This window comes from Stenotrophomonas sp. BIO128-Bstrain, assembly GCF_030128875.1.
Taxonomy (GTDB): domain Bacteria; phylum Pseudomonadota; class Gammaproteobacteria; order Xanthomonadales; family Xanthomonadaceae; genus Stenotrophomonas; species Stenotrophomonas bentonitica_A.
On sequence record NZ_CP124620.1, the window covers coordinates 874,712 to 886,317 of the forward strand.

Annotated in this window: 11 protein-coding genes and 2 tRNA genes; 6 read left to right on the forward strand and 7 right to left on the reverse strand. The window is 66.4% G+C overall.

Features of this window, described 5'->3' with window-relative positions; genetic code table 11:
• The first annotated feature begins 20 nt into the window (after positions 1–20).
• From POS15_RS03925 to POS15_RS03935, 3 genes are read left to right on the forward strand one after another with little or no spacing between them, the layout of a single operon-like run.
• Positions 21–434, forward strand: a complete 414-nt coding sequence (locus POS15_RS03925; protein ID WP_284129034.1) for a hypothetical protein — start codon at positions 21–23, stop codon at positions 432–434.
• Entirely contained in the window at positions 427–858 is a 432-nt protein-coding gene (locus POS15_RS03930) for a hypothetical protein (RefSeq protein ID WP_284129035.1), read from the forward strand. The genes POS15_RS03925 and POS15_RS03930 overlap by 8 nt, the downstream gene beginning before the upstream one ends.
• A 60-nt stretch (positions 859–918) precedes the next feature.
• Positions 919–1,437, forward strand: a complete 519-nt coding sequence (locus tag POS15_RS03935) for a hypothetical protein (RefSeq protein ID WP_152663728.1) — start codon at positions 919–921, stop codon at positions 1,435–1,437.
• A 315-nt stretch (positions 1,438–1,752) separates the two neighbouring features.
• Here POS15_RS03935 and POS15_RS03940 read toward each other — a convergent pair.
• The 5 genes from POS15_RS03940 to POS15_RS03960 all read right to left on the reverse strand — a co-directional run bounded on the left by POS15_RS03940 (position 1,753) and on the right by POS15_RS03960 (position 4,997).
• Positions 1,753–1,829, reverse strand: a tRNA-Pro gene (locus POS15_RS03940).
• A gap of 139 nt (positions 1,830–1,968) precedes the next feature.
• A tRNA-Pro gene (locus tag POS15_RS03945) sits at positions 1,969–2,045 on the reverse strand.
• Positions 2,046–2,093: 48 nt separating this feature from the next.
• Positions 2,094–2,207 (reverse strand): cytochrome bd-I oxidase subunit CydX, encoded by a 114-nt coding sequence (gene cydX / locus POS15_RS03950; RefSeq protein ID WP_019182852.1) that lies wholly within the window; start codon positions 2,205–2,207, stop codon positions 2,094–2,096.
• 30 nt (positions 2,208–2,237) lie between these two features.
• The gene (cydB, locus tag POS15_RS03955; protein WP_019182853.1) at positions 2,238–3,392 is read right to left on the reverse strand and encodes a cytochrome d ubiquinol oxidase subunit II; all 1,155 of its coding nucleotides are present in this window, start codon (positions 3,390–3,392) and stop codon (positions 2,238–2,240) included.
• 15 nt (positions 3,393–3,407) lie between these two features.
• The gene (locus POS15_RS03960; RefSeq protein WP_019182854.1) at positions 3,408–4,997 is read right to left on the reverse strand and encodes a cytochrome ubiquinol oxidase subunit I; all 1,590 of its coding nucleotides are present in this window, start codon (positions 4,995–4,997) and stop codon (positions 3,408–3,410) included.
• Positions 4,998–5,224: 227 nt separating this feature from the next.
• Here POS15_RS03960 and cydD point away from each other — a divergent pair, with 227 nt between their 5' ends.
• From cydD to POS15_RS03975, 3 genes are all read left to right on the forward strand, one after another.
• The gene (gene cydD, locus POS15_RS03965; protein ID WP_046273186.1) at positions 5,225–6,955 is read left to right on the forward strand and encodes a thiol reductant ABC exporter subunit CydD; all 1,731 of its coding nucleotides are present in this window, start codon (positions 5,225–5,227) and stop codon (positions 6,953–6,955) included.
• On the forward strand, positions 6,952–8,622 hold the full coding sequence (gene cydC, locus POS15_RS03970) for a thiol reductant ABC exporter subunit CydC (protein ID WP_019182856.1): 1,671 nt from the start codon (positions 6,952–6,954) through the stop codon (positions 8,620–8,622). Before cydD ends, cydC begins: the two co-directional genes overlap by 4 nt.
• A gap of 106 nt (positions 8,623–8,728) precedes the next feature.
• Positions 8,729–10,063 (forward strand): S41 family peptidase, encoded by a 1,335-nt coding sequence (locus POS15_RS03975; protein WP_284129036.1) that lies wholly within the window; start codon positions 8,729–8,731, stop codon positions 10,061–10,063.
• A 31-nt stretch (positions 10,064–10,094) separates the two neighbouring features.
• Here the strand turns inward: POS15_RS03975 and POS15_RS03980 are convergent, their stop codons facing one another.
• Complete coding sequence (locus POS15_RS03980) at positions 10,095–10,379, reverse strand: DUF1294 domain-containing protein (RefSeq protein ID WP_284129618.1); 285 nt, start codon at positions 10,377–10,379, stop codon at positions 10,095–10,097.
• Between the two features lie 50 nt (positions 10,380–10,429).
• The gene (locus POS15_RS03985; protein ID WP_019182859.1) at positions 10,430–11,542 is read right to left on the reverse strand and encodes a homoserine O-acetyltransferase; all 1,113 of its coding nucleotides are present in this window, start codon (positions 11,540–11,542) and stop codon (positions 10,430–10,432) included.
• Between the last annotated feature and the right edge of the window lie 64 nt (positions 11,543–11,606).

The following is an 11,606-nucleotide window of genomic DNA, read 5'->3' on the forward strand; positions in this document are numbered from 1 at the left end:
ACCAGGATGCTGCTTTCCCCATGCCGTTCATCTCCCGCGATCATTTCGCTTTGCGCATCTGTCGCACAATGACCGTGCTGGCCGTGCTGACGGGCGTGACCGCTTGCGGCGCAGGCGGGTTGTGGATGAATGGCAATCCCGCTGCGACCCGGCACCTCAGCCCGCCGGGCCACGAGTGGACCCGGCCGGATGCGAGCGTCCTGGTACGCGACATGGATTGGCAGGCGTGCGGTGGCCAACGAAGTGGGAACATTTCGGCAGACCGGCGAGGGGCTACTCCTCAAGAGGATGCCGAGCTTTCGCGCGAGAAACTCTACGCTGCGCAACGTTGCATGTTGGGAAAGGAGTATCACTACATCGGTTCCTGCGAAGGCGATATTCCAGGCCGCTATCCCGCTTGCCAGTCCGGTTCGGGGAGATTGCTGCATGATTGAGCCGTCTGCGCAACGACAGCTCAGAGCGGCTGGAGCTGCATTGGCAGTCGCGTTGCTGTCCGGTTGCGTGATTGGCAATGGCCGCATCTGTGGGCCGCAGACACCGATGATCTACTGCGATAAAGCGGCGTATGAGCGGCTGGCCAACCCACCTTCATTGATGGAAAGCTGGCAGCACCCGTCCAATACACCTGAAGCGCGTCAGCTCGACTGGGTGTCCTGCGGGGGGACGGAGAAGGGGAGCTATGCGGTGGTGCCAGGCACTACAGGTGCTGAGACGGCCGCGCGCTCCGGTGCGAAATTCGATCAGATTCAACGTTGCATGATGGGTAGACAGTATCAGTACACCGGTACCTGCCAGGGTGAGATTCCCAGTCGTTTCCCTGCATGCCAGCGCGCGGAGGGGGCCGTGCCGCAGCGCTGATGCGCCGAGGCGTATGCGGTCCTCCATCCAGTGCGTATCACTATCCTTGGGAGCCAGAACATGCAGTCATTCTTTCGTCCACTATCTGGATCGTCTGCCCGCCTCGCGCTTGGTTTGACTCTCCTGGGCATCGCCGGCGCAGCGTGCGCTGATCCTGAGCTGCCCGAAGCGCCGCAGTCTGCACAAGCAGTGCGATGCGCGGCCTTCTACATTGATGTTCCCTCGGCAGGCAATCCCGTGGCCAACCTCATGCTGGGCTCGGTGGTGAGCAAGGCTGCATGGATGGATCAGTTGAAAGCGCTCATGGCCCGGGGTGCCGAGCCACCGATGACCCGCCTGGTCGTCGCCGGTGAGAGCGAAGATGTCACACGAAAAGCAGTCCAGTCGGCGCTCGGCAGCTTCAAGCAGCAGCGCCTTTCCTATCTGACCCTCACGGTCGCAGGCCAGTCGCCGAAGATGCAAGGGCTGCAACGCAGCGCCGAGCAGCTTGGCATCACTTTCCGCGCGGCGACCCCTGAACGCTCGGCCGCATCACCCGAGGCACGGGCGGATGCGTATCTTCGGGGCGTGTGTGATTGAGCTGCACCCACGCCGTCACCGCCCTGTGCCTGGCCCTCAGCCTCAGCGTCTGCGGCATCGGCGGCATGTGGATGAATGGTGATCCATCGGTCGGCCGTATCCTCGTGCCACCGCGGGATACCTGGGAGAAGCCAGGCAACGGTGGCGCGGCCCGCGATGCCGATTGGCGCGATTGTGGCGGGGCCGCCAATGGCGTTTACCACGTCTCCACGCCGGAGGGTTCCAGCGCGGCGGCGATCCAGCAGGCCCTGGGCCCCAGACACAAAAAAACCCGGAGGACAGTGATGTCTTCCAGGCTTGATTGTGACCATCAGATGGTCGGGGAGACAGGATTCGAACCTGCGACCTCTACGTCCCGAACGTAGCGCTCTACCAGACTGAGCTACACCCCGTAAGGAGCCGCCTATTGTATCGATCCCGCCGGTCGGCGGCAAGGGGGGATCGCGTTTTTCACCTTCGGTGCCGTGTTGCCACGGCCCTTGATAAAGAAGCCTGGAAACGTGTTCCCAGGCTTCAATACGACCACCGGAGTGGTCGGGGAGACAGGATTCGAACCTGCGACCTCTACGTCCCGAACGTAGCGCTCTACCAGACTGAGCTACACCCCGAAGGAGCCGACAAGGATACGGTGTGAAGACCCGATCGGCAACCTTTTTTTAGCCTTCTTCGTGATCCGTACGGCTCTGCTCGCGGGCTTCGAACCACATGCCGTTGAGAATGGCCACGACCGAGGCCAGCCCTGCACCCAGAATCCAAGCGAAGTACCACATGGTAAGTCTCCTATGGCGCCGTGGGGCGCATCAGTAAGCGTTGGGGTTGTCGCTCATGTCTTCGGCCGTGGTCTTGCCCTTCATCACGCGGTAGACCCAGGAGGTGTAGGCGATGATGATCGGCAGGAAGATGGCCGTGGCGATGAGCATGATCCCCAGGGTCAGGTGGCTGGACGAGCTGTCCCAGACGGTCAGGCTGGAGCCCGGCTGGCTGGAGGAGGGCAGCAGGAACGGGAAGATTGCAAAGCCGACGGTCAGGATGATGCCGGTGATCGAGGCCCCCGAGGCCACGAAGGCCAGGCCGCCACGGCGGGCCCGCAGCAGTACCGCGCTGGCCAGCGCACCCACCAGCCCGAGGATCGGGGCCAGCAGGGTCAGCGGCATGCTCTGGTAGTTGCGCAGCCAGCCACCGGCCACCGCACCGACGGCAGCGGTCTTGAGCAGCGGGTTGGTCGGGCCATCGGTGACCACCTGCGAGGTGATCTGGTAGCCCGGCAGGCCGAAGGCCACCCAGACGCCGGCCAGGGCGAACAGCACGAAGGTCAGCACCGCCGCGACGCTGCCATAGCGGGCCGAGCGCTCGGCCACCGGGCCGTCGGTCTTGAGCACCAGCATCGCCGCACCATGCGAGACCACCATGGCCACGCTCACCAGGCCGGCCACCAGGGCGAACGGGTTGAGCAGGCCGATCAGGGTGCCGGTGTAGAAGATGCGCATGCTGTCATCGAAGTGGAACGGCACGCCGACCAGCACGTTGCCCACCGCCACGCCGGCGATCAGTGCCGGCAGCAGCCCGCCGACGAACAGCGCACGGTCCCAGTTCTCACGCCAGCGCTTGCTGGGCATCTTGCTGCGGTACTTGAAGGCGACCGGGCGCAGGATCAGCCCGAACAGCATCAGGAACACCGCCAGGTAGAAGCCGGAGAAACTGACCGCGTACAGCGGCGGCCAGGCGGCGAAGATCGCACCGCCACCCAGCACCAGCCACACCTGGTTGCCTTCCCACACCGGGCCGACGGTGTTGATAACCAGCCGGCGTTCGTCATCGGTCCGGGCCACGAACGGCAGCAATGTGCCCACGCCGAGGTCGAAACCGTCCATCACCGCCCAGGCGATCAGCAGGATGCCGAGCAGCAGCCACCAGATCACGCGGAGCGTGGTGTAATCGAGTCCAATGAATTCCATCTGGGTTCTCCTGCCTTACGCCCGACCGTGGGTCGGCGCAGCGGCATTGGGGGAAAGGGACGTGGCTGCAGCCTGCAGCGACGGCAGGATGTCGTCCGGGCCCTTGCGGATCGCCTTGAGCATCAGCTTGACTTCGATGACCAGCAGCACCGTGTACAGCCCGGTGAACACCGCCAGCGTGGTCAGGATTTCATGCAGGGCCAGGCCCGAGGCGGCGTAGAAGGTCGGCAGCACGCCGTCCACCGCCCACGGCTGGCGGCCGTACTCGGCCACGAACCAACCGCATTCGATCGCGATCCACGGTGCCGGCAGCGACCACAGGGCGAGCTTGAGGAACCAGCGCTTGTCCTGGAAGTTGTGGCGGCACGAGTAGTAGAAGGCCAGCGCGAAGAAGGCGATCAGATAGAAGCCCAGCCCGGCCATGATGCGGAAGGTCCAGAATAGCGGGGCGACCCGCGGCACGGTGTCCATCGCGGCCTTGGAGATTTCTTCCGGGGTGGCGTTGAGGATGTCCTCGCGGTAGCGCTTGAGCAGCAGGCCGTGGCCCAGATCCTGCCAATGACGGTCGAACATCTCACGCGCTTCGGCGTCGTTCTTGTCCTTGCGCACGCGTTCCAGCGCGCCGTAGGCCAGCTGGCCACCCCGCACGCGGTGCTCGGCACGTTCCACCAGCTCCAGGATGCCCGGGATCGGCTGGTTCAGCGAACGGGTGGCGATCAGGCCCATCAGGTAGGGGATCTTGATCGCGTAATCGTTCTGCTGGGTGGTCTGGTTCGGAATGCCGAAGGCGGTGAAGTCGGCCGGGGCACGCTCGGTTTCCCACATCGCTTCGATCGCGGCCAGCTTCATCTTCTGGTGTTCGCTGGCGGCATAGCCGCTTTCATCACCCAGCACCACCACCGACAGCGAGGAGAGCAGGCCGAAGGCGGCCGCCACCGCGAAGGAGCGACGGGCCATGTCCTTGTGCTTGTTGCGCAGCAGGAACAGGGCGCTGATCGACATCACGAACACCGCGCCGGTCACGTAGCCGGCGCTGACCGTATGCACGAACTTGGCCTGCGCCACCGGGTTGAACAGCACGGCGGCGAAATCCACCACCTCCATGCGCATCGTTTCCGGATTGAAGATCGCGCCGGTCGGGTTCTGCATCCAGCCGTTGGCGATCAGGATCCACACCGCCGAGAGGTTGGTGCCCAGGGCCATCAGCCAGGTCACGGTGAGGTGCTTGACCGGGCTCAGGCGCTTCCAGCCGAAGAAGAACAGACCGATGAAGGTCGCTTCCAGGAAGAACGCCATCAGGCCTTCGATCGCCAGCGGTGCGCCGAAGATGTCGCCGACGTAATGGCTGTAGTACGACCAGTTCATGCCGAACTGGAACTCCATCACGATGCCGGTGGCGACGCCGATGGCGAAGTTGATGCCGAACAACGTGCCCCAGAACAGCGTCATCTGGCGCCAGACCTGTTTGCGGGTCATGACGTAGACGCTCTCCATGATGGCCACCATGAACGACAGGCCAAGCGTGAGGGGAACGAAAAGGAAGTGGTACATCGCGGTCAGAGCGAATTGCAGCCGCGACAGTTCTACGACTGTCTGATCAATCATGGCCTGGCTACCTCGTTGGGTTTTGCCGTTTCAGGTGGCGGGAAGGGGGGTCTACGGGGTGAATTCTGTGACCAGCAACTTCAAACAGCCTTGATTCAGATCAATGTACAAACGCACTCGCACGGGGATCGTATGCCATCCCGCCCCTGCGACCGCTGGCCGCACGGGGGCGGGGCCAGCACCTACTACAATCGACGGAACCTCCCTGTGGCCGCCAGTGACTTGTTTTGAGCATACCCCCCGACGCGTCGATTGTTGAGACAACCGCCCTGCGCCGGCAGCGCCTGCACTGGCTGGGCGGGCTGGCCGCCGCCGCGCGCGGCAAGCAACGCCTGGCGGCGATCTGCATCTGCCTGTCCGGCGCGCTGCTGATCGGCCAGGCGGCCGCCATTGCGTGGCTGATCCAGGCCGTGCTGGTCGATCACCGCCCGCTGGCCGAGGCCACCCCCGTCCTGCTGGGGCTGCTTGCGGTGCTCGGGATCCGCACCCTGCTGGGCAGCGTGACCCAGGCCGCCGCCGGGGACGTCGCCGATGCCGCGCGGCTGGCCCTGCGTGAACGGGTGTACCAGCGGCTGCTCGGCCGCGGTCCGCTGTGGCTGCGCCAGCAGCGCACCGGTGAGCTCGGCGAGCTGATGTTGGCCCATGCCGATGCGATCGAGAATTATTACGCCGGGTACCAGCCGGTTCGTATCGAAGTGGTGGTGGTGCCGCTGCTGATCGCGATCGCGGTGGCCTGGACCGATTGGGTGATCGCGCTGATCCTGCTGTTCACCGCGCCGCTGGTGCCGTTCTTCATGATGCTGGTCGGCTGGGGCGCTGAAGCGGCCGGGCGCGCACAGCTGGGCGAACTGGCGCGGATGAGTGGCCACTTCGCTGATCGCATCAAAGGGCTGGGCCTGCTGCGCCTGTACGGGCGCGGCGAGGCCGAGCTGGACGGTGTGGCCAGCGCGGCCGAAGGGGTGCGTGAGCGCACCCTGAAAGTGCTGCGGATCGCTTTCCTCTCTTCGACGGTGCTGGAGTTCTTCGCGTCGGTGAGCGTCGCGATGGTCGCGTTGTACCTGGGCCTGAGCTACCTGGGCCTGATGTCGCTGCATGCGCAGGTGCCGACCCTGGGCGTGGGCATGTTCTGCCTGCTGCTGGCACCGGAGTTCTACGCGCCGCTGCGGCGATTGGCCGCGCACTATCACGACCGCGCCAATGCGCTCGCCGCCGCGGCGGAAGTGGAGCGCCTGCTTGGCGAGCTGCCTGCCGCAGCCGTTGTCGATGACGCACCGCCCGCCACCGCGCGCGCGCCGGAGCTGTTGGAACAGCACGCGCCCCCGGTGGTGGTACGCGACGTGAGCCTGCGCCCGCTCGGTGCGCACCACGATGTGGTGCAGCACCTTTCGTTCCAGATCGAGCCGGGGCAACGCGTGGCGCTGGTCGGGCCCAGTGGCAGCGGCAAGAGCACGCTGCTGGAAGCGCTGGCCGGGTGGCTGCCACCGCGCGAGGGCAGCATCGTGCTGCGCCCCGGGCTGGAAGTGGGCTATGCCGGTCAGCGCCCGTATCTGTTCCACGGCACCATCGCCGACAACCTGCGCCTGGCCGCGCCGGGCGCGACCGACGCGCATCTGCACGCGGTGGCCGAGGCGGCGCAGGTGATGCGCTTCGCCGCCGCGTTGCCGCTGGGGCTGGACACGGTGATCGGCGAGCGCGGCTTCGGCTTGTCCGGCGGCGAGGCGCGCCGGATCGGATTGGCGCGGCTGTTGCTGCGCGATCCACACCTGCTGCTGCTTGACGAGCCGACCGCCTTCCTCGATCCGGAGACCGAAGCCGATCTGCTGCGCACCCTGGCTGCCTTCGCGCGTGGGCGCAGCGTGGTGATCGCCACCCACAGCGAAACCGCCATGCGGTGGGCCGACACCCGCCTGACATTGACCGCCGGCGGTGCACGCCTGGCCTCGGAGGTGTCGCCATGAAGGCTGCCCGGATCGATTCGCTGAAGGGGGTGTTCGCCCGGCACCGCGGCCGGCTGCTGCTGACCGTGCTGCTGCTGTGGACCACGATGCTGGCCGGCACTGCGTTGCTCGGGCTGTCCGGCGGGTTCCTGACCGCCGCCGCCTTGGCCGGGGCCGCCGGGCTCGGCAATGGCTTCAACTTCTTCTCGCCCTCAGCGGGCATCCGCGGGCTGACCATGGCGCGGATCGTGTCGCGCTACTTCGAAAAGCTGGTGGGCCACGATGTCACCCTGCGCATCGCCCGCGACCTGCGCGTGTGGTTCTTCCGTCGCGCGCTGCCGCTGGCGCCGGCACGGTTGGCAGGGGTGCGCACCGGTGAACTGCTGGCGCGGCTGATGTCCGATATCGGCGAGGTCGACGGTCTGCTGGTGCGCGCGATCGGCCCGCTGCTGGCGCTCGGTGGCATCTCGCTGGTCGCGGTGGTAGCGGCCGGCATCATCTATCCGCCGGCGGCCGGTCTGCTGGCGCTGCTCGCAGTGCTGATCGGCGTCGGCGTGCCGTGGTTGACCGTGCGCGGCGCCGCGGATCAGGAGCGTGACCGCGCGCTGCACCGCGCGCAGCTGCGCACGCAATCGTTCGAAGGCCTGGAAGGCGCGGCCGACCTCGCCGCGCTGCAGGCGCGCGAGCATTGGAACCAGCGCGTGCTGGTGGCGTCCAAGCAGCTGAAGTCACGTGACAAGCGCCGTCGCTGGCGCCTGATCAGCGGCAACGCGCTGCATGGCCTGTGCGCCGCGGGGGGGCTGGTGGCGATGCTGTGGCTGGCCCTGCAGGCCTTCGAGCGCGGCAGTGTGGATGCCGCGTTGGCCGCCGCGCTGGTGTTCCTCACTGTCGCACTGCTGGAGCTGTGGGCCGGCATCGGTCTGGCCTGGCAGTCGTGGTTGTCTGGCCGCGTCGCCGCGGTGCGGCTGGAGGCCATCGTGGATCAGGCGCCGGGCGTGGTCGAGGCGCAGGCGCCGGTGGCCGTGCCCGCGGTGCCGGCCACGCTGCAGTTTGATCAGGTAGTGTTCCGTTGGCCCGGCCAGGCGAGGGTGCTGCTGGACCAGGTGCAGCTGCAGCTCGCGCCGGGCGAACGGATCGCGATCCGCGGTGACAGCGGCAGTGGCAAGACCACGCTGTCCTCGTTGTTGCTGCGGCTATGGGATCCCGAGGCGGGCAGCGTGCGTTACGGCGATGCCGATATCCGCGGATTCGCGCAGGCCGACTGGCACCGCCAGATCGCCTGGCTGCCGCAGAATGCGCCGGTGTTCGCCGGCACGGTGGCGGACAACCTGCGGCTGGGCGATGTAGCGGCCAGCGACGCGCGCCTGTGGCAGGTGTTGGCAGAGGTACGACTGCAGGCGTGGGCCGAACAGATCGGCGGGCTCTCGGCATGGGTGGGCGAGAACGGCGCGACCATGTCGGCCGGGCAGGCGCGGCGCCTGGCGCTGGCACGTGCGCTGCTGCGTGATGCGCCGATCCTGCTGCTGGACGAACCGACCGAAGGCCTGGACGTGGATACCGCGCATGCGTTGTTGCACGACATGGTCGCGGCGCTGGGCAACCGCAGTCTGTTGATGATCACCCACGACGAACTGCCGGACGGCATCGTGCATCGCAGTTATCGTTTGCGGGATGGAAAGCTGACATAAGCCTTCTTCCTGAAGGACCGCAGGAAGCACAGTGCCTGCGAACTGTCTGGCCAATGCAATGCGCTTAACCTAGGATCGTGGTTCAACGTGAACAAGGATGTTGAGCATGAATCGCAGGGTCGCATTCGTCCTTTTGCTGGGTCTCTTCAGCGGTGGCGCTTCGGCGGACACCGTCTGGAAAGGCACCAGCGTGAATTCGATCACATGGGGCACGGGCGACATTCTGGAAACCCAGGGTGGGGCGCTCAGCGTGTCCGCCGAATCGACCGGCACGGAAAACTTCGTCGGCGCCATCACCGCGATGGATGCAGCTCCTTACCGGGGCCGGGAGGTGGTTCTGGCCGGCACCATGTCGGTCAAGGATGGCGCAGGCCGTGCCGCGCTGTGGATGCGTGCGGACGGGGCAAACGGCCGATTGGCGTTTGCAAGCTCGGCTGGCACGCCCGTGCGCGCCGGTGAGGGGCCACAGGCGAGAGAACTCCGGCTGTACATTCCGTCCGGAACGACCAGCCTCAAGCTCGGTGCAACATTGGACAGTGCCGGGCATGTCGTTGTCGAGAAGATGACGCTGACGGCGGAGGCGGCCACGTCGGGCGGAGTGTCCGCCTATGACATGGTGGAGTACGCCCTCGCTGCCATTCGCGACAATGCGTTGAACGCCGCGAACGTCGATTGGGAAGCCGAGCAGCAGACGCGTCTGACGCCGGCACTGAAACGCCTCCCCGCACAAGAGGCCTATGGCAGCATCAGAGCGGTTCTGGATCTGCTGGCAGATCGCCATAGCTTCCTGCAACACCCCAGGGAAGCCGCCGCCTACCGCCAGTCCGCTGTTGCATCGAGAGACATCGAGGCCAGACAGATGCAGGACATCGGCTACGTCCTGGTGCCGGGCCTGCGCGGGACCGAAGCCACTGCCGCTGAAGCGTTTACCACCGGGCTCTGTGAGCACATCGAACGATTGGCGCCGACGTCAGCCAAGGGCTGGATCGTCGATCTTCGCCAGAACACGGGCGGCAACATGTGGCCGATGCTGAGCGGGCTGCACGCGTTGCTGGGCAACGGAAGCATCGGCGCATTCCGGGACCGGGAGGGCGTTGCCACCGCGTGGCGCCCACGCGCCGGCCGTGCCTGCGCAGTCGACCTTTCCAGCAGCCGCGTGGCCGTTCTCGTCGGCCCGAAGACGGCAAGCTCTGGAGAAGCGGTGGCCGTCGCCTTCCGGGCCCGCCCTGGCACCCGATTCTTCGGGCAGCCGACGGCCGGTCTCGCAACGGCCAACCGTTCCTATCCGCTGCCTGATGGTGGCGCGCTGCGGTTGACGAGGGCCGTGATGCTTGATCGCTCGGGTGAAGCCTATCTGGACGGGATAAAACCCGAGGAGCGCGTTTCAAGTGATCAGGACGCCATCGACATGGCGGCTGCGTGGCTTCGCTCGTCGCCATGAAGCAGCGCTGCGTGCACGCAATGTTCCAGGGTCATGCCCGCAGCAGCACCGCAAGCGCCAAGACGTTGGCCAGCACGCACAGGGCGAACACCCATTGGAAGGCGCTCTTGCGATGCTTGTGGCGGAACACCGACTGGCCCAGCAACGCGCCAGGCCAACCGCCCGCGAAGGCCAGCAGTTGCAGGGTGCGTTCGGGTGTGCGCCAGTTGCCCAGGCGTGCGGCACGTTTGTCATGCCCGTAGAGCGCAAAGGCGACAGCACTGGTGAGTGCGTACCATGCGGCCAGCCACTGCGGTAACAGCCCAGTCACCGCCATCGCGATCACCGCGCCGATCACCGCCAGCGCCAGATAGCGGCGCGCACGCGTCACAGCCCGTGCAGGAACCCGCTGACCGCCGGGCCGAACCGGGCGAAGTCGACCAGGAACGCATCATGGCCCTGCGGCGAATCCAGCCCGATGAACTGCGCATCTGCACCGCCGGCGCGCAGGCCGTCGGCGATCTGCTGTTGCTGCTGCACCGGGAACAGGATGTCGGTGTTGGCGCCGATCGCCAGCGCCTTGTCCACCTGGATCTTCGCCAGCCCGGCCATGACGTCGCCGTCGGCGTATTCGGCCAGGTCGAACCAGTCCATCGAGCGGCTCAGGTACAGATAGCAGTTGGGATCGAAGAAGCGCACGAAGCGGCGGGCGTGGCCTTCCAGGTAGCTTTCGACCTGGAACTCCAAGCCGAACGGATCGTCATCAGCCTGGTCCGAATCCAACCGCACGCGGCCGAAGCGGCCATCCCATTCCAGGGCGGATCGATAGGTGATCACGCCGAGCTTGCGCGCCATGCGCATGCCCGATTCCGGGTAGGCCTGGTCGGTGTAGCGACCGCCATTCCACTGCGGATCAAGCCGGATCGCCTCGCGCTGCAGCGAGCGGATCGCGATCGAGAACGGCAGCGCCTGGGCACTGCCGGAAATGTTGATATGGCTGCGTGCGATGCCCGGATGCAGCAACAGCAGCGCCAGCGCGGTCATCCCGCCCATCGAATTGCCGATCACGCAGGCCAGTTCGGTGACGCCCAATGCGCGCACCACCTCCACCGCCGCACGCGCGCCATCTTCGATCGACAGCTCGGGAAAGCGCAGGCCATACAGCTCGCCGGTGGCCGGATCGATGCTGGCCGGGCCGGTCGATCCCTTGCAGCTGCCCAGCGAGTTCACGCAGATCACGAACCAGCGATCCGTATCGATCGGCTTGCCCGGGCCGACCATCGCCTCCCACCAGCCGGCGGCCGGGTTGTCGGCGTTGGCCGCGGCATGCGCATCGGGGGAGAGCCCGGTGACGATCAACACCGCATTGCCGGCGTCCGCGTCGAGCGTGCCCCAGGTTTCGTAAGCCACGTGGGCATCGCGCAGCTCACCGCCGCGCTTGAACGCGAACGGCGAGGGCAGGGCGTGGTAGCGGGTGCCGGGGGGAATGAATTCAGTCATGCGCGCATTTTAGCCGGGCGCCGCGATGGCGCCGTGGTGGTGGGCGGCACGCTGCGTCGCGGCC